The following is a 23,805-nucleotide window of genomic DNA, read 5'->3' as shown; positions in this document are numbered from 1 at the left end:
GGGGCCGGACGCGCTCCTAGGCGGTGAGCGGCACGGCCGCGTCGTCGGCGGCCGCCGGCTTGATCGTGCGGTTGGCGATCAGGTAGCAGGTGACCGCGCCCACCACGAGCACCGCACCGGCGATCACGAAGGAGAGCGACCGCCCCTCCTCCGCCGCCTTCGCCGCACCGGTGCCCGAGACGCGGAGCGCGTGCGCGTGGCTCAGCCCGATGGTCATGATCACCGACAGGCCCAGCGACTGGCTGATCTGCTGGAGCGACGTCAGCACACCCGAGCCGAGCCCCGCGTTGCTCGGCGAGACGTCGTCGAGCGCGGAGAGCTGGAGCGCGGGGGCCGCGAGGCCGGAGCCGAACGCGGCGAGCGCCATCCCCGGCAACAGACCGGTGACGAAGCCGCTGTGCCCGCCGAGCAGGCTGAAGAGGAAGATCCCCACCCCGATGACCAGCAGCCCCACCGAGAGCAGCAGCCGCGACCCGAGCACCGGCATCAGCCGGGTGGAGAGCACCAGCCCGGGAGCGAACAGGACGGTGTACGGCAGCCAGGCCAGGCCGCTCTGCAGCGGCGAGTAGTGCGCGGTCTGCTGCATGAACAGCACCACGAGGAAGAACATCACCGAGGTGGAGACCGCCATGAACACCTGCCCCGCGTACCCCGTCAGCCGGGTGCGGCTGGTGAAGAACCCCAGCGGGATGAGCGGATTCGCGCTGCGCAGCTGGAGCACCGCGAACACGGCCAGCGCGACCAGGCCGCCGATCAGGGACGCGAGCACCGCGGACGAACCCCACGGGTGGTCGATGCCGTTGAGCAGGCCGTGCACGAAGGCGATCATGCCGCCGGTCAGCAGTACGGCACTGAGCCAGCTCGTCCGGCGCCCGCCGGTCTCCGCCGCCTCCCGTGTCTCCGGGACCAGCCTGAGGGTCATCACCAGCGAGATCACGCACGGCGGGACCCCGATGTAGAAGATCCAGTGCCAGCTCGCCAGGTCGGTGAGGACCCCGGACAGCAGCACACCCGACGCCGCGCCGAGACCCGCGAGGCCGCCCCAGATGCCCAGCGCCTTGGTCCGCTCCCGCTCGTCGGTGAAGAGCAGCGCCACCATGGAGAGCGCGGTCGGTGCCGCGAGCGCCTCGCCGACGCCCTGCGCGAACCGGCTCCCGATGAGCATGCCCGACGAGGTGGACAGGGCGGCGGTGAGCGAGGAGACGGCCAGCAGGGCCGCACCCGCGGTGAACACGCGGCGGCGCCCCACGAGGTCCCCGAGCCGGCCGCCGAGCAGCAGCAGACCGCCCGCCGCGATCAGGTACGCGTTGACCACCCAGGTCAGCTCCGATTGGCTCAGGTTCAGATCACGCTGGATCGACGGCAGCGCGACGTTCACGTTCGTCGCGTCCAGGAAGATGATGAACTGGACGAGGGCCAGTCCGATCAGGGCCTTCCAGCGAAGCGGGTTCGGCGCCGGTAAAGCCTCGGTGTCGCCGGTCATCTGTGCTCCTGGTTCGTCGTGCACGGTCATGAGTCGTGGGACGCGCGGTACGGTAAGAGCGATGAGTTATCCGGCGGTTACGCCGGGCGGCTGCGCAGGTGTGCGGCCAAGTCCCTGGGTGTCGCCCGTTCGTAGACGTCCCGGGCGGTCACCTGGCCGAGGCCCCGGGCGCGCAGCTCCGCGACGAACCTGCTGATGGTCACGGAATCGGCGCCCGCATCGAAGAGGTTGCCCTCCCCACCGGCCCGCAACCCGGTGAGCCGCTCCCAGATCCCGGCCAGCAGATCCTCCGTCACCTCCGGCACAGCGGCCCCTGACGTACCGCCTGCCGCCGCCGTACCGCCTGCCGCCGGCGGACTCCCGGACACCGCGTCGGCGCCGGGCCCCGGCAGCCGCCCCCGGTCGAGCTTGCCGTTCACCGTCAGCGGGAACGCGTCGAGCGCGGTGACCGTGGCCGGGACCATGTACGAGGGCAGCAGCGCGCGCACCCGCCGCCGTACCGCCGCCGGATCCACCCCGGCGGGCGTCACATAGGCGTCGAGACGCGGGGCCTCCGGCGTGCCGCCGATCACCACCGCCGCGCCGGTGACGCCGTCCGCGGTGAGCAGCGCGGCCCGTACCTCCCCGGGTTCGATGCGGTAGCCGCGCAGCTTGACCTGGTCGTCCAGCCGGCCCAGGTGCTCTACCGTCCCGTCGGGCAGCAACCGGCCGCGGTCCCCGCTCCGGTACACCCGGGTGCCGTCCGGATCCACCCCGAACCGCTGCGCCGTCAGCTCCGCCAGACCGACGTAACCGAGCGCCACCCCCACCCCGCCCACGTGGATCTCCCCCGGCACACCCACCGGCAGGAGCCGGCCGGCCCGGTCCCGGACCGTCAGCGACTCCCCCGGCAGCGGCACCCCGACCGAGCGGGACGCGGTCGCGGCGATCTCCGGCGTCACCGTCGTCCAGGTGCTGTGCACGGTGGTCTCGGTGATGCCGTAGAGGTTGACCAGCCGGCACCGCCGCGGGTACCGCCAAAACCAGGGCAGGAGCATCCGGGTGTCGAGCGGCTCCCCGCCCAGGGTGACCAGGCGGACGGCCAGCCGGCGCGGGGCGTCCCGGTCGGCGTCGATGAGCATGCCGAAGGCGGTGGGCGTCTGGTTCAGCACCGTCACCCCCTCCTCGGCGAGCAGCCGGTGCAGTTCGTCCGGGGCGCGGGTCACCCGCCCCGGCACCACGACGAGCCGGCCCCCCGTGGTCAGCGCGCCCCAGATCTCCCACACGGACATGTCGAACGCGACCGAGTGGAAGAGCGCCCAGACGTCGCCGGGGTCGAATCCGAAGGCGGTCCCGGTGCCGGCGATCAGCGCGGTGACGCTGCGGTGCGCGACCGCGACCGGCTTCGGCGCACCCGTCGAGCCCGAGGTGCAGATGACGTAGGCCGCGTCGCCCGCGTCCCCGGTGCGCTCCGGGGGCGCCGCGGACTGACGCCCGGCGAGGACGCCGAGCCGCGAGGGGGACACCCGCCGGCAGTTCCCGGCCGCCGGGAAGCCGGCCACCCCGGTCACCACGAGCCGGGGGCCGGCGGCGGCGACGATCCGCGCCAGCCGCTCCGGCGGGTTGTCCGGCTCCATGGGCAGGTACGCGGCTCCGGCGCGCAGCACCCCGAGCAGCACCACGACCAGCTCCCAGCCCCGGGCCATGCAGACGCCGACGCGGTCGCCGTGTCCGACGCCCAGCTCGCGCAGCGCCCGCGCGACCCGGTTCGCGGCCTGGTCCAGGGCGCCGTAACTCAGCCGGCGCCGACCGTCGGTGACCGCGACGCCGTCCGGCCGCTCGGCGGCGCGGGCGGCGACGAGATCGTCGATCCGGTGCTGCCCGGCGGGCAGCGCGAGCCCGGTGCCCAGACGCCGGACACGCTCCGCGGCGGCCGCGTCCAGCAGCTCGATCCGGTCCAACCGGCCTTCTTCGGAGGCAAGTTGCCCGGCGACGTGTGCGACGGCACCCGCGAACCGCTCGGCGGCCCCCGGGCCGATCAGATCGCCGCGCACGGTCGTGGTGAGTGTGCCGGCGAGGTCACCGCCGACGGCCCCGGCACGACGGCCGCCCACGGTCAGGGTGAGCGGGAAACCGGTCCGCGCCGCCTCGTCGAAGCGGACCTCGACGGCCGGAGCGCCCTCGCCCAGCACGGCGGCGAGCAGGGGACCGAATCGCGGCCACCTCCCCGTGAGCGCCTCCCTCGCGACGGCGAGCAGATGGGCGGCCTCGTCCGCCGGGTCGGTCGGGAAGGCGACCAGGACCGGCTGGTCGGCCTCCGTGTCCTGTCGTACCGCGAGAACGGTGACCGGCAGGTTCTGGTACCTGCCCAGGACGAGCGCGGCCGCCGCGAGCACACGGTGCCGTGGCGCCGCGCCCGTTCCCCACGTGCTCCGGGAGGCCGGTCCGGCGAGTTCCGGCAGCCCCCAGTCGGGGCGCGGGCTCGGCGCGGCGAGCACGGCGGCGAGCCGTTCCCCGACACCGTCGGCCAGCCATTCGACCAGCTCCAGGACGGGCCCGGGGTCGTCCGCCAGGTACATGTGGCCGCCGGCGACCTCAAGGGTGCGCAGCGGCCGGGTCGTCGCCTCCTGCCAGCGCGCCGAGTCGACGGCGCTCACCAGTGCGTCGGCCGCCCCGCGCAGCACGGTGACCGGCACGTCGAGCGGGGCGACCGAGGCCCGGTGGTACCCCTCGTACATCTCCTGGTCGGCGCGGAGGACCGGTAGCAGCAGGTCCGCCATCTCCGGGTCGGCCAGCGCCGGGTGGCGGTATCCGGCCAGTTCCTCCAGCCGGGTCAGGAACTCCCCGTCCGGCAGCCCGGTGGTCCGCGGGGGCCGGGGCACGGTGGGGCCCGGGGTACCGCTGATGACCAGGTGCCGGACGCGTACGCCGTGCCGCGGGAGCAGCTCGGCCAGCTCGAAGGCGACGGTGCCGCCCAGGCAGTGGCCGAACAGCACGGCCTCGTCCCGGCCGTCCAGGGCCGAGAGCACCCGGGGCAGCAGATCGGCGACGGCGGCGGCCACCGTGCGGTGTGGCGGCTCGCCGAACCGCTTGTCGTGCCCGGCCAGATCGGGCGCGATGATCTCGAAGTCCGGGCCGGTCCGCCAGGGGCGGAAGAACGACGCGCCGGCACCGGTGTGCGGAAGGCAGACGACCGGCAGCCGGGCCGCCGGCGCGGCGGAGGGCGCCGGCGCGGCGACGGCCGGAGACGCCGCGCCGATGACCCGGGCCAGCTCCGCGGCGTGGTCGCGGACGAAGTAGTGGCCGCCGCCCTCGATCAGGTCGAGCCGCACGTCGTCGGCGAAGACCGACCAGCCGTGGTGGCCGCGCTCCGGGTCCGGGGTGACCGGGTCGGCGGTGCCGAGCACGCAGTGCAGCGGGGCGCGCAGCCGTGGTCCGGGCGTGCCGTGCGCCGCGGCCTGGAAGCGGGTCGCGCCGGCCATGTCGTGCCGTACCGCGGCGAGCACCTGATCGCGGTCGGCGTCGTCCAGGGCGCCGTCGAAGCCGCCGATGGCCTTGATGTAGGTGTAGAACTCGTCGCCCGAACTCTCCATGACGCGCGCCAGGTTGGCCTCGGCGTCCGGGTCGGTGAGGCTGGCTCCGACATGGACGGCCCGCAACTCGGCTCCCCGTGCCTCCAGTTCGCGGGCCACCGCCACGGCGAGGGACGCGCCCGCGCAGTGCCCGTAGACCACGAGGGCGCCGGTGACACGCTCCTGGATCTCGTCGGCCAGCCGGGAGACTGCCACGCCGAACTCCAGGAACTCGCGGTCGTCGCCCTCGTGGCCGGGCAGGCTCGCCGCCCACAGCCGGAAGCGCGGCGGCAGCGCGTCCGCGAGCGGCTGGTAGGCGGTCGCGGCCCCGCCGGCGTAGGGGATCGCGACGACGGTCAGCCCGGCCCGGGAGTCGTCGCTGGTGAGCGGCCACAGCAGCCGCCCGTCCGGCGGCGCCCCCTCGGCCAGATAGCCGGCGAGCGCCCCCGCGGTCCGGTGACGGAACAGTTCGGCGAGCGGTACGCCGCCGCCGAGCAGCCGCCGTACCTTGAGCGCGGCGAAGGAGTTGCCGCCCAGGTCGAAGAAGTCGCTGTGCGGATGGATCTCCGCCGCGCCCAGCACCTCCCGCCAGGCGAGGCGGACCCGCTCCAGCTGCGGACCGGCTTCCGGACCGGGCGCGCCGGCCGGCGCCGGGGCCGGCGCAGGCGCAGGCGCAGGCGCCGACACGGTCGTACGCACCCGTGCGACGGGCCGCGGCGGCTCGGGCAGCGGCAGGTCCTCGACGCCCAGATCGGGATCGGCCGCCACCGCCTCGGCCACCCGGGCGTAGAGCGCGGCGAGCCGGGCGGCGGAGGCCGGGTCGAACAGGTCCCGCGCGTGGACGAGGTCCAGTACGAACGCCCCCGCTTCGGCGCGCACCATGAAGTTGAGGTCGAACTTGGCGGCCCTCAGCTCCGGGACGAGCCCCGCCGCGGTCAGCCCGTCGTACGCCGGCAGCCGCTGATACGCCGTGGACTCGCCCTCCCCCTCCTCGAATTGGACATGGACCCGTATCAACGGCGTCCGGGTGCCGGTGTGTTCGGTCCGCACGGCATCGACGAGCAGCCCGAACGGCAGCGCGCTGCCCGCGTAGTCGGCGACCATGTCGCGGCGGGTACGCGCGAGCAGCTCCCGGAACGTCGGATTGCCCGAGAGGTCGGCGCGGACCGGGAACGCGTTGGTGAACAGCCCTATCAGATGGCGCAGTTCCGGCTCCTGGCGCTGGGCCGCGGTGGAGCCGAACAGCAGGTCCCGCTGCCCGGTGTGCCGGGCGAGCAGCACGCCGAGCAGCGCGGCGACGGTCATGAACCGGGACGCGCCCGCGCCCCGGGCGATCAGATCCAGCCGCTCCACGGTGGACGGGGGCACCGTCGCCCGGCACAGGCCGCCGTCCGCCGCCTCCGCCGCCCGCGCAGGATCGGCGGGCCGGTCGGTCGGCAGGGTGATCCCCGCGCCGTCCAGCCTGGTGCGCCAGTAGCCGATCAGCCGCTCCCGCTCGGCGGCGTCGAGCCGGTCCCGCTGCCAGCTCGCGAAATCCGCGTACTGGATGGGCAGTCGAGGCATTCCCGACGGGGCACCGCGCAGGATCGAGTTGTAGGCATCCGCCAGTTCGGCGTGCAGGAGGGGCACGGACCAGCCGTCGCAGGCGATGTGGTGCACGGTGAGCACCAGCAGGTGCTCCCGCGGCCCGAGCCGGAGCAGTTCGGCGCGCAGGAGGGGCCCGTTGCCGAGGTCGAACCGGGCCGCCTGCGCCGCGGCGAGCCTGCGGGACACCTCCTCGGCGTCCGCGCCGGCCAGGTCGCGCACCGGCAGCGGAACCGGCACGGCCTCGCCGACGACCTGGTACAACTCCCCCTCGCGCTCGGTGAACGTGGTGCGCAGCGCCTCGTGCCGCTCGACCACGCGGCTCAGCGCCGCGCCCAGCGCGTCGACGTGCAGATCGCCGCGCAACGACACGGGCAGCGGCACGGTGTACGCCGACGTCCCCTGCTCCAGCTCGGCGACCATCCACAGCCCGGCCTGCGCGTACGACGCTGGGACGAGCGCCCCGGCCGGATCCCGGCGCGCGATGCCGTGCCGTACCGGCCGGCGCTCCGCGAGCGCCCTCAGCAGCCGGGCCCGTTCCGGTGAGCGCGCGGGTGCACCCGGGGGAGGGATGATCGCCACCTGTTCTCCTACGGTCTCGGCACGTCTGCCAGGACCGTAGGGGGGCGCGGTTAGCCCGGGGTTATGCGGCGCGGGGGCGCGGCCGCCCCGGGGTCAGACGGCGAGGAAGCGGGCGACGTCCCGGACCTCGGCGTCGAGGGCCCGCGCGTGGGGCCCGTCCGCGTCCGGGGTCCGCCCGTCCGCGCCGTGGAACATCTCCAGGTCGACACCGCGCGTCCGGTCCCGGCGCCACACCCCGCGCACCAGCCCGTCCACCACCACGGTGGGGCTGATCTGACCGCCGCCCGGCCAGACCCGGCGGGTGTGCTCGGGCTCGACGGACAGCCGGCGGTCGGTGAAGCCCACCAGGTAGTTGTCGTAGGCCGGCAGCAGCCGGACATCTCCCACCGGCTCCGGACCGGACGGGATACCGGCCGCCAGCACGTACCCGTCCTGCCCCTCGACGCGGCACGGTTCGGTCAGCCCGGCCCCGAGCAGTTCCTTCCACGCCGCGCGCACGGCGGGCAGCCCCAGCCCCGACCAGGTGGCGAAGTCGGCCACCGTCGCCGGGCCGTGCGCCGTCAGGTATCTGCGCAGCAACTCCCGCACGGCGTCCGCGCCGCGGGGCCCGGCCGCGTCGGGCAGCCAGTCGGCGGCGAGCACATAGGTGGCGGAGCCGTCCTCCCGGACCGGGCCGAAGCAGGCGGTGCCGAGCAGCGCGGACCGCCGTACGAGATGGAACGGGACCTGTCCGACGGCGTGGAGGCCGGCTCCGGTCATCCGTGCCGCGAGCTCGTCCCGGGTCAGGGGTCCGTCCGCGAGCGCCTCCGCGATCACCCGCTCCCCCAGGTCGAGTTCGGCCGTACCGAGCCCCAGCTCGCGGTACCGGCGCTCGCTGCGGCGCAGCAGCAGCGGCGCGAGCAGTTCCCGCAGCCAGCCCGCGTCACGGGCAGAAACCAGGTACAGCGTGCCCCGCATGAACCAGCCCCGCACCACGCCGGGCCCGGCACCGAGCGCCCGGCGCACATCCGCCTCGGTCAGCCCATGGCCACGCGCCCTGATCCCCAGCGCCGCCGCCCGCACGTCCTGCGCCTGCACCGCCAGGCACCGCTCCAGCACCTCGGTGACCGACGCCGCGCGCCGCTCCCCGCCCACACCCTGCGCCCACGCGCGCAGCGCCCTCCCCTCAGCCGGACCGAGCTCCCGCACGTCCTCCCCCTGCCTTCTGGCTGCCGACGGTCCCCGAACCGTAGCCGCTCGCCGTCCGGCCCGCACGGTGTACGGACCTCGCGGGGCGTACGAGGACACCGTGCCGGGGCGCCGGGCTCCCTTAAACCATTGGTCGATCGCGAGGCCCCGGAGGGAGGCTGGGCCCCATGACGACAACCCTGATCACCGGAGCCAACAAGGGCCTCGGCCACGAGACCGCCCGCCGTCTGATCGCCGCCGGCCACACCGTCTACGTGGGAGCCCGCGACGTCGAGCGGGGCACGGCGGCCGCGGCCGGGCTCGGCGCCCGGTTCGTACGGCTCGACGTCACCGACGACGCCTCGGTCGCCGCCGCCGCGGCCGCCGTCGAGGCCGACGGCGGCCTGGACGTCCTGGTCAACAACGCCGGGATCGAGGTGCGGTCACCGCAAGGCGGCATCATCGGCGCCGCGGAGCTGACCGCCGACGTGATGCGGGAGGTGTTCGAGACCAACGTCTTCGGCCTGGTCCGGGTGACCCACGCCTTCCTGCCGCTGCTGGAACGCTCCGCCGCCCCGGTCATGGTCAACGTCAGCAGCAGCCTCGCCTCGCTGACCCACGCGGGCAAGGGCTACCCCGGCGTCGCCTACCCGGCCTCCAAGACCACGGTCAACATGCTCACCGTGCAGTTCGCCAAGGCGTTCCCCCGGATGCGGGTCAACGCCGTGGAACCCGGCTACACCGCGACGGACCTGAACCGGCACGAGGGCACGCAGAGCGTCGAGCAGGGCGCCGAGATCATCGTCCGGATGGCCCAGCTGGGCCCGGACGGCCCGACCGGCGGCTACTTCGACGCGACGGGCCCGCTGCCCTGGTAGGCACCATATGCGCGGAAACAATGAAGCCCGGCTCGGAAAATGCCCGAGCCGGGCCCCGACCGAGCCGCTTTTCAGAATGATGTGCGCTGTGATGCGCGGTGCGGCTCGTGACCGTTCGTGCCGCACCGTCCGCTCACGCATCGCTCACGCAGACCGTGGGTTCGACCAGTACGCATACCGGCCCGAAGCATGACGCGGCAGTCGCTTCACGGGATGAACCTCACCTCCGGGAAGGCCGGACACGGGCCGTCGAGCAGGTGCCCCTGCCCCCGGTGCCGCAGGTGCAGGTCGAAGAAGGCGAGCGGATACGCCTGCTGGATCCGTACGGCCCGAGCCGGGTCGAGGGTGCCGATCCAGTCCTGGATCTGCTGGTCGGTCATACCGAGGATCTTGCCCGCTTGCGGGATCAGCGTCGCGTTGTCGCCGTATGAGTTGTGGACGGCCCCGTCGGCCCGGATGTCGAGCCGCCAGTCGCGAAGATGCGTCCAGAACTCCTCGACGTCCGGCATGGCGGTCCGGGTGAACACGGCGGTCATCATCATGAAGGGCCGGTCCAGGTCGGCAGTGATGGTCGGCTGCATCGGGCCGTCGATGCCGAGCCCGGCGCGGACACGCCGGTCGGCGAGCATGGTGAGCGCGGTGGCGGTGCCGCCCTTCGACCAGCCGAACGCGCCGATGCGCTGCGGGTCGAGAGCGCCGAGCAGGCCCTGGGGCAGTGGCTTGCCGTCGACGTCGGGATTGCGCCCGGCGGCGAGCCCCTCCACGCAGTCGAGCAGGAACCGGAGGTCCGCGGCGAAGTCCCTCGGGTACATCGGGACGTCGCCCGGGGTGAGCACCCGGCCGTCGGGGAACTCGGTGAACGTGTCGTGGGTGTGGTCGACGGTGACCACGGCATAGCCGTGGCTGGCGAGTTCCTGGACCATGATGGTGTGGTCGCCGCGGTGGCTGCCCGAGCCGTGCGAGTACACGATGGCGGGCAGGCGATGGCCCGCACGGTGTACGGGCGCTCCCACGTGCCCGGCAGTGAGCGGGCCGAGGGCGGGGTCGAGGAGGAAGCCGACATCCGCCAGGAACGCCCGCAACGCGCCCTCGGTCATCCAGGGGGCGCGCGGCAGGTCTTCGGCCTTGCGTGCGGGGTACCAGACTGCGGCCATCAGCTCGCGGTGACGCCCGGGGCCGGCCACGGGATCCGGACGGGAAGCGTCGACGAGGTGCAGGGGCACCGTGCCCACCCGGTACGGTCCGGTGGGCACGGGCAGGGTGAGCTGCGCCGGGCCCGGGGCGGTCGAAGCCGCCAACGCCGGGCCTGCGGCGCCCATCGGCGCGGCGGCCCCGACCGCCAGCGCGGCTGCGAGCATACGGCGGCGCGTCATTCCTTCTCGGTTCATGAACGGCGTGGTTGTCACAAACCCTCCCTGGGGTTATGGGCAGCACGGGGTTTCCGGGCAGCACCGGGCCACCACCGGCGCTTGAACCGCCGGCCCGGCGCAGCAACGTTTCGGCATCGATCAGCTCAGTGGCCCAGGGCGATGCGGCTTTCACGCGGCGCGGGCATGAGGTGGGCGAGCACGGCCAGCACGCGGCGGTTGTCGTCGTCGGAGGGGGCGAGCTCCAGCTTGGTGAAGATGCTGGTGCTGTGCTTGGAAACGGCCTTCTCGCTGATGAAGAGCCGCTTCGCGATGGCGCTGTTGGAGCGTCCCTCGGCCATGAGCTCCAGCACCTGGCGTTCCCGCTCGGTCAGCCGGGAGAGGGGCCCGCGTCCGCCGCGGCTGCCGCGGCCCAGCAGCTTGGTGACCACTTCGGGGTCCATGACCGTGCCGCCCGCGGCGACCGTCCGGATCACGTCGACGAACTGGTCGTCGCTGAACACCCGGTCCTTGAGCAGGTAACCGACCCCTCCGGCCTGGTCGGCGAGCAACTCCTGGGCGTAGATCTGCTCGACGTACTGGGAGAGCAGCAGGATCGGCAGTCCGGGTATCCGTTGCCGGGCGTCGAGCGCCGCACGGAGGCCGTCGTCGGTGTGGGTGGGCGGCAGCCTGATGTCCACGATCGCGAGGTCCGGCCGGAACTCCAGCAGCGCGCCGAACAGGCCCGGCGCGCTGTCGGTGGCCGCCACGATCTCGAACCCACGTGCCTTGAGGAGCCTGACCAGTCCCTCCCGGAGCAGGAAGAGGTCTTCCGCGACGACTACGCGCACGGCACCTCCACGGCCACGATCGTCGGTCCCCCGGGCGGGCTGCTGACCGCGAGAATGCCGTCGAAGGCCGCCAGCCGTCGCTCCACCCCCGCCAGGCCCGTGCCCCGGGCGGTATCTGCGCCGCCCACTCCGTCGTCGGCCACCTCGATGCGCAACACCCCGTCCGTCCGGGCCATGCGGATCTGGAGTCCGTGCGCCGAGGCGTGCCGGACGGCGTTCGTGACCACCTCGGCAACGACGAAGTAGCAGGCCGACTCCAGCGGGGCGGCGAGCCGTTCGGGCAGATCGATCTCGGTCTCGCACGGCAGGGGCAGATCCAGTGCGAGTGCCCGGACCGCCTCCCCCAGGCCCCGGTCGGCCAGCATCGGCGGGTGAATCCCCCGGATCAGGCCGCGCAGTTCCTCCAGCGCCGCCGCCGAGGCGACGCGGGCCTCCACGACCAGTGCGGCGGCCTCGTGCGGATCGCTGTGGATCATCTCCTCGGCGACCCGAAGGTTCATCCCGATGGTGACCAGCCGTCCCTGCGCGCCGTCGTGCAGGTCCCGCTCGATCCTGCGCAGCTCCGCCGCCGCGGAGCTGACCGCATCGGCCCGCGTCTCCGTCAGTTCCCGTACCCGCCGGGTAAGCGCCAGATCCGGCCCGCGCCCCAACAGCCGCCCTGCATGCGGCAACACGGTCAGCGGCAGCAGCCAGATCCCGAGGGCCAGCAGCACCGCCCCCTGGATCCCGCCGAGGACCGACGCATGGTGAGCCGTCTCCACGGGGAGCAGCGGCGCCGGCCCACGCGGGGAGCCGAACTTCTGCACCACCACCAGGGATTGCCCGAACCCGCTCTGGGCGATGTCGTACACCCCGATCCCCACCAGCCCCAGGACCGCCAGGTCCGCCGCCGCCCTCGGCCAACGCGCCAGCCCGGCCACGACGACCGCCAGCAGCGCCAGCCCCACCAGGTAACCCACCGCTGCCGGCCCGACACCTGTGCCCGGTGACGCGGACTGCCACAGATCGAGGCCGAGCAGGTCACCGGTCATCACCACGACGGCGGGCAGCAGCAGGGCCCAGCGCGCGGAGCTCGACGCGCCGGCCGCGGCCAGACGCGCGGGCCTGCCGTTCGCCGGCCGGCGCAAGGCCGCACCGGCGAGGGCGGCGAGCAGCGGGACGCTCACACAGCCCACCAGGATGTTCAGTACTGTCCGCCCATAGCCGGCAGAGGAATGCGTGAGCCAGTACGTCCATTCCAGCAGTTCCCCGGTCACCGCCGCGACCGCGGGCAGCACCCACCGCCCGGGCACGCTCGTCGAGGTGAGCAGCGTGGTGGCCAGCAGGCCGGCCATCAGCAGCGCCGCCGGAAGCAGCCCGTCAGGTTGCAGATCCGGCACGGTGACGACGTAGCCGGCCCCTCCGGCGAAGTTGTGCAGGGCGAACAGCAGAACAGGCACACTGCCGTACGCCGCCGTACCCACCAGCCCCGCCACTACCGGCCAGCCGATCCGCCCAGCCGGTCGCGCGGTGCTCACCGACCGGCTGCGCGCCTGCTCCGCTCTGAAGGCCAGCACAGCACAGACCGTGGTCAACGCCACGAGCACACTCCCCGGCCAGGGCTCCGCCCCGTCCACCGGAAACGGCCACATATCCGACCCCGTCTCGTCATCCGGGCCACGCGCTGTGACCCGGAGATCATGCTGCTGCGCGGGGTCCGGCAAGCGCCATGGGCCGAAACCTACTTCTGAGGTGGGCAAACACCTACCCTGGCCGGAAGCCCCTACCGACAACTCCGGCCGGAAAGGGACAGGCGGGACGTGCGGGGGCGGACGACCAAAATGGCCCCTCGTACCGATCCCCACCGCGATCGGTACGACAAGGGCCTCTGGCCGGTGTTCTGCAGGCCCCACATGCCCTGGGCGAACTCGGCGTTCCGGCCGCGTCGGAGGAGGACGGCTCGCGCTCATCAAACGGTACGAACCTGCTGGTGCGGGCCTTCGCGCAGGTCGCCGCCAAGCGTCCCAAAGGTGTGGAGGAACTGAACGAAACCCTCGTTGAATTACGTGGGTTCGAGACCGAGCCCACGGCCGGCGACAGTCCATCGGTCGGGGTCGTCACCGGACGTGACCCAGTACAGTCCGGCACCATCCGTGGTGAACCCGAAGGGCAAGAACCCGCCGGGCTCCGGGAAGACCGGCGAAATGAGACCCTTCGACGCGGGACCGTGAGACCGGCGTCACGGGCCAACTAGCTCGCAGACTCACCAGGCCACCTGAGCGAAGTCGTCGAACACCGGCCACGTCTCCGGCTTCGCCAGGCCGTCGGCGAGCCAGGGCAAACTCGCCCCTGACCGATCGCTTCCGCACCGCCAGCCGAAGCACAGGAACCTTGGAAACGCTCAATGACTCCCTCGAAAGGCGTCTGCCACACTCGGCGCCATGGATGACGACCTCATTGGCACCCAAGCACCACGGGGCCGCATCACAGACCCGGCAGAGGCTGTGCATCGACTCGAACGAGCAGTGCCCGATCTGGCCAGATACCGGAGACCTGAACCGGCTCCCATCGCCTGGTCGACGGTGGAGGAGGATCTGGGGACGGCGCTACCCTCGGATTACAAACATCTCGCCGAGTACTACCCCTCGTTCACGATGAGTCACGACTTCATCCACGTGGGGCTGCCACAGCCGGGCCGCGAACGGGAAAATGCCGGCGTATTCGAGGGGCTTGTGATCCTCCAGGACTGGTGGGAAGCCGATATGTCCCTTGGCATGCGTCCGTACCCGGCCCCGGGAGGGCTTTTCCCCTTCAACGACACGGTGGTGGGCGACTTCATCCTCTGGCGCACCGTTGGCACACCGGATGACTGGACGGTCACGGTCGCCAACCGTGATGGCGGATGGTGGCACTACTCGGCGGGCGTCGTCCAGTTCCTCGCCGAACTCGTCGACGGCACCCTGGAGCCGTGGGGCCTGCCGGTCATGCACACGGACGCCAGAGCGGCTCATTCCTGACTCGGACCCCGCATCAGGGTCATTGTGATCGAGATCTGTCTAGGTTCGTCAGGTGAGACCTAGGGCTCGTAGGGGCCGGTGGTAGTCGCGGCTGGTGCGTCGGAGGGCGGCGGCGATGTTGGTCTGGCCGTCCTGGCGGAAGACGCTAATGGCGGGGTTAAGCAGGGAAGCCATGGCGCGAGGCAGGGGTGCCGGTGCGGACCTTGGAATTGTCCTCGCGGAACCTGCGGTCCCGCACGTGGTGCAGGAGACGCGCTCGATGGTCAGCTTTCCGGTGCCCAAGTCGCGTCGCCACCGTAGAACTTGGATCGCCTGGCGGGCGCCGGGGTAGTCAAGGTGGCTGAAGGCGGCGGCCTTGAGCCGGCGGATCTCGTCGCGATGGCGGGCGTGGTCGCGAGTACGGCGCCCGAGCGGGATGTCTCGCCAGGGCGACGTGATGTGGGTGCCCAGAAACGTGGTGCCCGCTTTATCTCCGTCGATACGATCTTCCCACCCGTCCTGGCCGCCCTGGAGGAGCAGACGTGACGCAGCAGACCGCTGACGAGCGGCCGGGCATCGCCGCCGCCATCATCGTTCACGAAGGCCGTGTTCTCGTGGTCCGCCGCCGGGTGAGCGAGGGGCAGCTCTCCTGGCAGTTCCCCGCAGGCGAGGTCGAGCCCGGCGAGGAGCGTGAGGCCGCCGCCGTACGGGAGACCCAAGAGGAGACAGGGCTGACCGTGGAGGCGGTCAAGCTGCTCGGCGAACGCGTACACCCCAAGACGGGCCGCCTCATGTCGTACACCGCCTGCCAGATTCTGGGCGGGACCGCTCATGTCGCCGATACCGAGGAACTTGCCGAGCTTGCCTGGGTCGCTCATGGCGACATTGCGGAGTACGTGCCGTACGGACTGTTCGAGCCGGTACAGGACTACCTCGACGTGACCCTGCTCTCCTGAGCAGCGCCTCCGAGCCACAATCGTGGTTCTGCCGGAGGGTCGAGGTATCCCTCGGGGGCTCCGCCGAACTGGGGCCACGATGTTCTGCTCGCTTCCTAGCAAATCTTCGCTCTGTGAGTACCTACCTCGTTAGCGGGGGTCGAACAGCACTCGCTCCAACTGACGCCACCCGGGCTTAGGTGCTGCAGCAGGTCGAACGACAGTGAGAAGCCGTCCGTCGAGACAGACGTCAAACCGCCCTTCCGACCGTGACGTCCTTTCCCGAATCGCCACCTGCCGGGGCGGCCTCTCAGCAAGCACTCCGACCATGACTTCGTGCTTCGCAGGTCCCAAGGCGTCGGCCGGTACCCAACGGCCACGCACGGAGATTCCGGCGAGGGTGGCCTCTTGGTCTGACTCAGGAGCGGATGCGTAGAGCCTACTCACCACATCCTCTGCAATTTCCTGGGGAGGCCGCGTGGGTTCCGCCGCCAATAGTCCAAGTGGTTCGAGCTCCATGATCTCCTCGCCTGCGGCGCCGCTGGACGCAGCTCCCACCGCCGGGGACGGCTGACTCGACGGGAGAACGTCAGGGCCAGACGCTGTATCCGCCTCCGGTTCGCCCCAGTGGAAGGGCTGCTCCTGGCCGTCCTCGTCCTCCGTGTCTGCCCAGTCGGTTATCAGCGTGCCGCCCGATTCACTGCCTTCGGGGATGAAGATGTCCACAGCCACCCCTGCCGGACCGACGTAGACCCAGCTCATGAAGTAGGAGTGGTCGCCGTGAGCAGCAGACCAGGCCGTAAGCTGAGCGAGTCGCCGTCGCTGTTCTGAGAGAAGGCGCCTGGGCAGCAGCTCCTTCTGTCTGCGATACCGCCCACGGGCCTCTCCCGCGATCGGACCCTCCGGCACATGGAACAGCAGATCAGGGCGTACACCACTGCCCCGATACGACTTCGACAGAGGTCTCGGCAGAGCATCAAAGCTGTGCAGTTCGTGGGTTCCGTCCGTCCACGAGAACAGGGCTTCACTCGCTGCGGTCAGCAGCCCGAGCCCGGCGCACTCGCTGACGAAGCTCCGTATGTGCCGAGAACTCGCCATAAGGGAGGGATGATCGAGTTGGAGGGGACTCCCTCCTGGAGCGTCGACGTAACTAAGAAGAAGGCGAGCTTCCAGCTCCTTGGTCTGAAGGTCGACGACGCCTTGCAGGTCGCAGGCCAGTGCATTGATGTGGACCAAACGAGCCAGTCCAACCGGCAGTTGCCCGCGACCGACGATCCAAGCCGCACCTTGCCCGCTTGACCGTGGTTCGAACCGCCAGACCCGAGCTTTAACGGTGTTCACGCCGGCTCCCCCTCACCAATCACTCCATGCCCCCGGTCGCCTAACAGCACGTACACGAGAGCCACGATATCGACGGCCACCGACAGTCGAGTGGTCTGGAGAGAGACCGCTGCCCACCATTAGTCGGCGAGCTAACGCGCAGGACGGCGCGCTCGGCTCACCTCGGGAGCAGCTGAGATGCCCCCACGGGGGCTGGGGGTGCTTCCCGAGGCGTTCAGCAGTGCGTGCGGCGCCGGGCGGCTTCGGCTCGGCGGTTGGGGGTGGGGTTGCGGCTGGTGGATTGCCATGCGGCGCATGGGCGAGTTCTTCATCCCCGCACCGGCCGGGGCCCAGACGGGACCCATTGAGACCAAAAATGAGACCACCGATACCCGCGCGGCCCGCTCCCAGCGTCGCCCGCACCTTCACTGAATGACAAAACCCCAGGTCAGTAAACATCTGACCTGGGGTTCCAATGGAGCCGCTTTCGGGATTCGAACCCGAGACCTACGCATTACGAGTGCGTTGCTCTGGCCATCTGAGCTAAAGCGGCTTGCTGCGTGCACCTAGGGTGCCGTCGGCAACGTCGGTAAGTCTACACAGTTTCCGGGGGTGCTTCGTACCGGCCCCGGAGTGGGTGGATCCGGGGCCGGGCGGGGGGCTAGGAGCAGCGTTTGCCGGGGGAGGGCGGGGTGCCGTGGAGGAGGTAGGCGTCGATGGCGGAGTCGATGCAGCTGCTGCCGCGGAGGAAGGCGGTGTGGCCGTCGCCGGCGTAGGTCAGGAGGTGGCCGGAGGAGAGCTGGCGGGCCAGGGACTGGGCCCAGCGGTAGGGGGTGGCCGGGTCTCGTGTGGTGCCGACGACCACGATCGGCGCCGCGCCCTTCGCCGTGATGCGGTGCGTCTCGCCCGTGGCCCGCACCGGCCAGTACGCGCAGTTCAGCGACTGCCAGGCCAGGGCCTCGCCGAAGACCGGTGACGCCTTCTCGAACGCGGGCTGCGCCTGGCGCAGCTGACCGGGACCGGTGAAGGCGGGGGGCAGGTCGAGGCAGTTCACGGCGCTGTTGGCCATCATCAGGTTGCTGTAGTGGCCGTCGGCGTCACGCTCGTAGTAGCTGTCGGAGAGGGCGAGCAGCGGCGCGCCGTCGCCCTTCGTCGCGGAGGTCAGCGCCGCGCGCAGCTGCCCCCAGGCGCCCTCGTCGTACATCGCCGCGATCACACCGGTGGTGGCCAGCGCCTCGCCCAGCTTGCGGCCGTCGCGGTCGCCCGTGGCCACGGGGTGGCCGTCCAGCTTGCGGAAGAAGGCCCTCAGGTGGTCGGCGGCCTGCTTCGGCGTCGTACCGCCGCCCCCGAGCGGGCAGTCGGTGCGGCGCAGGCAGTCCCGTGTGAACGCCTGGAACGCCGTCTCGAAGCCCTGGGCCTGCTCCAGATTCACCGTTCGGGAGTCCAGCGAGGGGTCCAGCGCGCCGTCCAGGACCACGCGGCCCACCCGGCTCGGGAAGAGGCCGGCGTAGGTCGCCCCGAGGAAGGTGCCGTACGACGCGCCCACGTAGTTCAGCTTCGCGTCGCCCAGCGCCGCGCGCAGGATGTCCGTGTCCCGGGCCACCTCGACCGTGGAGACATGCCGCAGCAGCCGGGCCGAGTGCGCCCCGCAGGCCCGCGCGAACTCCTTGTCCGCCGCGACCGCCGCGTTCTGCTCCGCCCGGTCGTCCGGGGTCACGTCGGTCTGCGTGAACGCGTCCATCCGGCGGTCGTCGAGGCACTCGACGGGCTCGCTGCGGGCGACGCCGCGCGGGTCCATCGCCACCATGTCGTAGCGGGCGCGGACCTCGGCGGGGTAGCCGAGACCGGCGTACTGCTGGAGGTAGTCCACCGCCGAGCCCCCCGGGCCGCCCGGGTTGACCAGGAGGGAACCGAGCGGCTTGCCCTTGCCGGTGGCGGCCTTGCGGGTCACCGCGAGCCGTACGTCGCCCGCGCCCGGCCGGTCGTAGTCCAGCGGCGCCTTCATCGTGGCGCACTGGAAGCCGGGGGTGCCGCAGTCGCGCCACGTCAGCCGCTGCGTGTAGTACGGCGTCAGCGCGGCCGGCACCGCGCGCGGCAGCGGGGCCAGGACGGGGGCGTCCGCCGCGCCGGCCGGTGCCGACGCGGCCGGGGACGCCTTGATCGAGCTGCTGCCAGGGGAGCACGCGGACACGAGGAGGGCGGCGGTCATCAGGGCGGCGGCCGTGAGGCGGGCGCGAGCCGCGGGACGCCCGCCGCGCGGCCGGGAGGTGGAGGACCTGGTCTGCATCAGGCGAGAGTAACGCTGGGCGACGCCATGGACGCGAGGAGTTCGGATTGTCGCCCCCTACGGGGGACGGGGCGCGCCAGAGGGGTTCGGCAGGACGCCGTCACCCGCGTCATGTCACCGTCACCCCGCCCGCAGCGCCATCGTCATCGCCTCCACCGCAAGCAGCGGAGCCACGTTGCGGTCCAGGGCCTCGCGGCACGCGGCGATCGCCTCGATGCGGCGCAGCGTGGACTCCGGGGAGCCGGCGCGGGCCAGCCGGTCCAGGGCGTCCTGCGCGTCGGCGTTGGCGATCGCCACGCGGGAGCCGAGCTGGAGGGCGAGGACGTCGCGGTAGAAGGCGGTGAGGTCGCCGAGGGCCACGTCCAGGCTGTCGCGCTGGGTGCGGGTCCTGCGGCGCTTCTGCATGTCCTCCAGGTCCTTCATCACGCCCGCCGTGCCGCGCGGCAGCCGGCCGCCCTGGACCGCGCCGAGCGCCGCCTTCAGTTCCTCGGACTCCCTGCCGTCCATCTCCTCGGCGAGCTGCTTGGCGTCCTCGGCGGCCGCGTCGACCAGTTCCTGGGCGGCCCGCAGACACGCGCCGACCTCGTCCAGGCGCAGCGGGAGCTTCAGGACGGCGGCGCGGCGCTCGCGGGCCGCCGGGTCGGTGGCCAGGCGCCGGGCGCGGTCCACGTGCCCCTGGGTGGCGCGGGCGGCTTCGGCGGCGGCCAGGGGGTCCACGCCGTCGCGTCGTACGAGCATGTCGGCGACCGCGTCCACGGACGGGGTGCACAGGTTCAGGTGGCGGCAGCGGGAGCGGATGGTCGGCAGGACGTCCTCGATGGAGGGGGCGCACAGCAGCCAGACCGTGCGGGGGGCGGGCTCCTCGACGGCCTTGAGCACGGCGTTCGCCGACTTCTCGTTCAGCCGCTCGGCGTCCTCGACCAGGATGATCTGCCAGCGGCCGCCGGCCGGGGCGGTGAACGACTTGCGGACCGTGTCCCGCATGTCCTTCACCAGGATCTCGGCGCCGACCGCGGCGACCGCGGTGACGTCCGCGTGGGTGCCGAGCAGCGCGGTGTGGCAGCCGTCGCAGAAGCCGCAGCCGGGGGTGCCGCCGAGGGCCCGGTCGGGGCTCACGCACTGGAGGGCCGCGGCGAAGGCCCGCGCCGCCTGGTTACGGCCCGCGCCGGGCGGCCCGGTGAACAGCCACGCGTGCGTCATCCGGGACGTCTCCGGCGGCGGCTCGTCCGCCGCGGCGGCGGTGACCAGGGCGTCGGCGTCCCGGGCGGCGGCGGCCAGCGCCGCGCTCACCCTCTCCTGCCCGACGAGGTCGTCCCACACGGTCATGGGTCACGCCGCCCTTCCTCGCACTCCGCGTTCCGACCTCCATTGTGCGGGTGGGGTCGGACAATCAGGACCACACCCGGGTCCACGCCCAGGTCCACGTCCAGAACCACGTCCAGGACCACGCCGGGAACGCCGAGCGGCGCCCGCCCCTGCTCCGGCAGGACGCGAGCGCCGCTCTCCACGAGGTCCGGGATCAGCCCCGGCGCCCCCTGCGGGGCTCGTCCCCGTCGTCGTACGACCCCAGCAGCTCGTCCGCCAGCGACGGCAGGTCGTCCAGCGGGGTCTCCTCGGCCCAGTCGGGACGCGGGCGGCGGCGGGCGGTGCCCTCGGTGCCGGGGCGGGGCATCTCCCGGGTGCGGTCCTCGGAGCCGTCGGGACCCGCGGTCCGCTCGTCGCGGAAGAAGCCGCGCGGCATCCGGTCGGCCGGGGCGTCGTCGCGCACGGGCGGCAGCACGGCCGTCTCGTCCGCGCTCGCCCGCGGCAGCACGGCGGTCGCGTCGGCGGCGTCCGCGGGCACCTGCGGCAGCACCGCCGTCTCGTCGGCGGCGCCCGCGACGGCCGGCGGCTGGGGCAGCTCGGCGGTCGTCTCGGCCTCGGAGAACGCGTCACGAGTGTCCCGGACATCACGGGCGTCACGGGCGTCACGAGTGTCACGAGTGTCACGGGCTGACCGCTCGGCCGCGTCCGGCGCGACGACCGGCGTGGGCACCGTCTCCTCCGTGCCGGGACCGGGCGACACCACCGGAGTGGCGACCGTGACCGCGTCCGAGGTCACGCCGGGGGCCTTCGGCTGGGGGCTGCCGGGCCTGCTGGCGGCCACATCGGCGGCCGCCGCGGCCTCGGCGGCCTGGCGGCGGGCCTCCTCGGCACGGAGCAGGGCGCTCTCCGCCTTGCGCTGCGCCTCCAGGCGCCGGGCCGCCTCCTCGGCACGCTCCTTGGCGAGCCTGGCCTCCTCCTCGGCGCGGATCCGGGCCTGGCGGGCCTCCTCCTCCGCGCGCAGCCGGGCCTCCTCCTCGGCCTGCTTGCGGCGGCGCTCCTCCTCGGCCCTGCGGCGCGCCTCCTCCTCGGCGCGGGCCTTCTCCTCGGCGAGCAGCCGCTGCCGCTCCTCCTCGGCTCGCCGGGCCGCCTCGGCCGCCCGCTGCCGGGCCTCCTCGGCCTGCCGCTCGGCCTCGCGGCGCTGCGCCTCCTCCAGCTCGCGGCGCTTGCGCTCCTCCTCCTCGGCACGCAGCCGGGCCAGCTCCTCCTGGCGCTCACGCTCCAGGCGCTCCTCCTCGGCCTTGCGCGCGGCCTCTTCCTCGGCCTTGCGGCGCGCCTCCTCCTCGGCCTTGCGGCGCGCCTCCTCCCGGGCCTCGATCTCGGCCTGGGACAACGGCAGCACGGTGTCGAGGCGGTGCCGGATCACGGTGGTGACGGCCTCGGGCTCCTGCCCGGCGTCGACGACCAGGTAGCGGCCGGGGTCGGAGGCGGCCAGGGTGAGGAAACCGGAGCGCACGCGCGCATGGAACTCCGCGGGCTCCGACTCCAGCCGGTCCGGCGCCTCGGTGAACCGCTCGCGGGCGGCCTCCGGGGCGACGTCGAGCAGCACGGTCAGGTGCGGCACCAGCCCGTCGGTCGCCCAGCGGTTGATACGGGCGATCTCGGTCGGGGACAGATCGCGGCCGGCGCCCTGGTAGGCGACGGAGGAGTCGATGTAACGGTCGGAGATCACCACCGCGCCGCGCTCCAGGGCGGGGCGCACGACGGTGTCGACGTGCTCGGCCCGGTCGGCGGCGTACAGCAGGGCCTCCGCGCGGTGGGACAGGCCGGCCGAGGAGACGTCCAGCAGGATCGAGCGCAGCCGCTTGCCCACCGGGGTGGCCCCCGGCTCACGGGTGAGCACGACCTCGTGGCCCTTGGCGCGGATCCACTCGGCGAGGGCCTCGGCCTGGGTGGACTTGCCGGCGCCGTCACCGCCCTCCAGGGCGATGAAGAAGCCGTTCGCGGCCTGCGCCTCGACCGGGTCGTCGCCGCCGAGCAGCGCGTCCTTGAGGTCCTGGCGCAGTGGGATGCCGGACCGGTCGTCGACCTTGGCGAGCACCAGCGCTGCCACCGGCAGCAGCAGCGCGCCGACCAGCATCAGGGTGAACGAGGCACCGCCGTGCGCGAACACGAAGCGGCCGTTCTCCAGCCGGTGCCGGCCGATCAGCCCGGCGACCACCGGGGCGATCACCGCGCCGAGCGCTATGAAGACGCGGACGACGGCCTGGAGGTGCTCGGTGACACGCGCCCTGCGGTAGTCCTCGGTCTCCTGGTCGAGCAGGGCGTGCCCGGTGTTGGCGGCGACGCCCGCGCCCAGGCCCGCCAGGGTGACGATCAGCAGGACCGTGGTGACGTCCGGGACCAGACCGGCGGCCAGCAGCGCGATGCCGGTGAAGGCGATCGCCAGGGCCAGCAGCCGGCGGCGGGACAGCGAGGGCAGCAGCGCGGGGGCCGTACGGATGCCGACGGCGACGCCGCCGGTCAGGCCGAGCACCAGCAGGCCGAACAGGACCGGGCCGCCGCCCAGGTCGGTCGCGTGCAGCACGCACACGGAGACGGCGGCCGAGATGCCGCCGGCCACGGCGGCGCAGGCGAGGACGAGCAGCGGGATCGCGCCCGTGCGCCCCTTGTCGACACCGGCGCCGGTGCGCGGGCGGCGCAGGCCCTCCAGCGGGGACCGGGGGCGGGGGGTGCGCGTGCCGGGCAGCTCCAGGAAGGTCAGCAGGGAGAGGGAGGCGGCGAACAGGCCCGCCGCCACGTACGACGCGAGGGCCGCGTGGTGCTGGTCGAACCAGGGCAGGCCGGTGCCCAGCAGATTGTTGAGCAGGGAGGCGACGACCAGGGCGGCGGCGGCCAGCGGCACGGCGAGGAAGCCGGTGCGCAGCGCGAGGCGGCGCAGGGCGTCCATGTGGTCCGGCAGCGGCCGTACGGTCGCGCCCTCCGGCGGCGGGGCGGGGAGCAGGGCCGGGGCCGCGCTCTCCCGGCACACCGTCCACAGCCGCTCGGCGACGCCGGTGACGAAGGCGGTGACCAGCAGCACGGCCGGCGCGTCCGCCGGGGTCCAGTCGATCCACAGGGGGGCCACGATCAGCAGCGCGGCGCGCAGGCCGTCGGCGCCGACCATGGTCCAGCGGCGGTCGAGCGGGCCCTCCTGGGCGGTGAGTGCCGTCAGCGGACCCAGCAGGACCGCGCCGAAGAGCAGCGCGGCGAGGCCGCGGGCCGCGAAGACCGTCGCGACCGCGAACGCCACGCCCCGGTAACCGCCGCCGAACGAGCCCTGGACGATCGCCGCCTGGAGGACGAGGACGACCAGGACGAGGAGGGCGAGGATGTCGCCGACACCGCTCACCAACTGCGCGCTCCACAGGCGCCGCAACTGAGGTCGGCGCAACAGGGAACGCACGGCGCGTTCGCGGGAGTCCGCGACCAGGGCGTCGTCCGGTGCTGGGGTGTGGGCCGTTGGCTGCTCGGCTCGCGTCATGCGTTCAGCCTATCCGCAGCG

The 23,805-nt window shown here is 73.0% G+C and carries 14 protein-coding genes, 1 tRNA gene and 1 pseudogene; 5 read left to right on the top strand and 11 right to left on the bottom strand.

Annotated features, from left to right (window positions below):
- Positions 1-16: 16 nt before the first annotated feature.
- The 3 genes from VT52_RS13585 to VT52_RS13575 all read right to left on the bottom strand — a co-directional run bounded on the left by VT52_RS13585 (position 17) and on the right by VT52_RS13575 (position 8,388).
- Entirely contained in the window at positions 17-1,483 is a 1,467-nt protein-coding gene (locus VT52_RS13585) for an MFS transporter (RefSeq protein ID WP_053055451.1), read from the bottom strand.
- Between the two features lie 77 nt (positions 1,484-1,560).
- Positions 1,561-7,200 carry a non-ribosomal peptide synthetase gene (locus VT52_RS13580; protein WP_053055452.1) on the bottom strand — a complete coding sequence of 1,880 codons (5,640 nt, stop codon included), beginning with the start codon at positions 7,198-7,200 and terminating at the stop codon, positions 1,561-1,563.
- Between the two features lie 93 nt (positions 7,201-7,293).
- Positions 7,294-8,388 (bottom strand): winged helix DNA-binding domain-containing protein, encoded by a 1,095-nt coding sequence (locus VT52_RS13575; protein ID WP_167377699.1) that lies wholly within the window; start codon positions 8,386-8,388, stop codon positions 7,294-7,296.
- Between the two features lie 167 nt (positions 8,389-8,555).
- Between VT52_RS13575 and VT52_RS13570 the strand changes: the two genes are divergently transcribed.
- Positions 8,556-9,245, top strand: coding sequence for an SDR family NAD(P)-dependent oxidoreductase (locus VT52_RS13570; RefSeq protein ID WP_046418997.1), 690 nt, complete (start codon positions 8,556-8,558; stop codon positions 9,243-9,245).
- A 206-nt stretch (positions 9,246-9,451) separates the two neighbouring features.
- Here the strand turns inward: VT52_RS13570 and VT52_RS13565 are convergent, their stop codons facing one another.
- The 3 genes from VT52_RS13565 to VT52_RS13555 form a co-directional block, all read right to left on the bottom strand.
- A complete protein-coding gene (locus VT52_RS13565; protein ID WP_240509747.1) occupies positions 9,452-10,603 on the bottom strand; it encodes an alpha/beta hydrolase family protein in 1,152 nt (383 codons plus the stop codon).
- A 155-nt stretch (positions 10,604-10,758) separates the two neighbouring features.
- A complete protein-coding gene (locus VT52_RS13560) occupies positions 10,759-11,442 on the bottom strand; it encodes a LuxR C-terminal-related transcriptional regulator (protein WP_046419001.1) in 684 nt (227 codons plus the stop codon).
- On the bottom strand, positions 11,433-13,022 hold the full coding sequence (locus tag VT52_RS13555) for a sensor histidine kinase (RefSeq protein ID WP_240509746.1): 1,590 nt from the start codon (positions 13,020-13,022) through the stop codon (positions 11,433-11,435). Before VT52_RS13555 ends, VT52_RS13560 begins: the two co-directional genes overlap by 10 nt.
- Before the next feature lie 840 nt (positions 13,023-13,862).
- On the opposite strand from VT52_RS13555, the gene VT52_RS13550 reads away from it, so the two are divergent.
- Complete coding sequence (locus VT52_RS13550) at positions 13,863-14,438, top strand: SMI1/KNR4 family protein (RefSeq protein WP_053055455.1); 576 nt, start codon at positions 13,863-13,865, stop codon at positions 14,436-14,438.
- 48 nt (positions 14,439-14,486) lie between these two features.
- On the opposite strand, the gene VT52_RS39400 is transcribed toward VT52_RS13550, so the two are convergent.
- Positions 14,487-14,612 carry a hypothetical protein gene (locus tag VT52_RS39400; protein ID WP_276207944.1) on the bottom strand — a complete coding sequence of 42 codons (126 nt, stop codon included), beginning with the start codon at positions 14,610-14,612 and terminating at the stop codon, positions 14,487-14,489.
- Between the two features lie 256 nt (positions 14,613-14,868).
- Between VT52_RS39400 and VT52_RS39555 the strand changes: the two are divergent.
- From VT52_RS39555 to VT52_RS13540, 3 genes and pseudogenes are all read left to right on the top strand, one after another.
- A pseudogene (locus VT52_RS39555) lies at positions 14,869-14,963 on the top strand (NUDIX hydrolase); the annotation flags it as partial.
- Positions 14,960-15,373, top strand: coding sequence for an NUDIX hydrolase (locus VT52_RS13545; protein ID WP_046419004.1), 414 nt, complete (start codon positions 14,960-14,962; stop codon positions 15,371-15,373). The pseudogene VT52_RS39555 and the gene VT52_RS13545, both read left to right, overlap by 4 nt.
- A 1,086-nt stretch (positions 15,374-16,459) precedes the next feature.
- Positions 16,460-16,651 (top strand): hypothetical protein, encoded by a 192-nt coding sequence (locus tag VT52_RS13540; RefSeq protein WP_046419005.1) that lies wholly within the window; start codon positions 16,460-16,462, stop codon positions 16,649-16,651.
- A 497-nt stretch (positions 16,652-17,148) separates the two neighbouring features.
- Here the strand turns inward: VT52_RS13540 and VT52_RS13535 are convergent.
- The 4 genes from VT52_RS13535 to tmk all read right to left on the bottom strand — a co-directional run bounded on the left by VT52_RS13535 (position 17,149) and on the right by tmk (position 23,784).
- Positions 17,149-17,225 (bottom strand) — tRNA-Thr (locus tag VT52_RS13535).
- Between the two features lie 108 nt (positions 17,226-17,333).
- On the bottom strand, positions 17,334-18,959 hold the full coding sequence (locus tag VT52_RS13530; protein WP_046419007.1) for an alpha/beta hydrolase: 1,626 nt from the start codon (positions 18,957-18,959) through the stop codon (positions 17,334-17,336).
- Positions 18,960-19,079: 120 nt separating this feature from the next.
- A complete protein-coding gene (locus VT52_RS13525; RefSeq protein WP_046419010.1) occupies positions 19,080-20,285 on the bottom strand; it encodes a DNA polymerase III subunit delta' in 1,206 nt (401 codons plus the stop codon).
- 193 nt (positions 20,286-20,478) lie between these two features.
- Positions 20,479-23,784, bottom strand: a complete 3,306-nt coding sequence (tmk, locus tag VT52_RS13520; RefSeq protein WP_046419011.1) for a dTMP kinase — start codon at positions 23,782-23,784, stop codon at positions 20,479-20,481.
- Positions 23,785-23,805 lie beyond the last annotated feature (21 nt).

This window comes from Streptomyces malaysiense (assembly GCF_000980885.2).
Lineage (GTDB): Bacteria > Actinomycetota > Actinomycetes > Streptomycetales > Streptomycetaceae > Streptomyces > Streptomyces malaysiense.
Note: the sequence above shows the minus strand (reverse complement) of the source record. Positions and strands in the feature narration are given on the sequence as shown.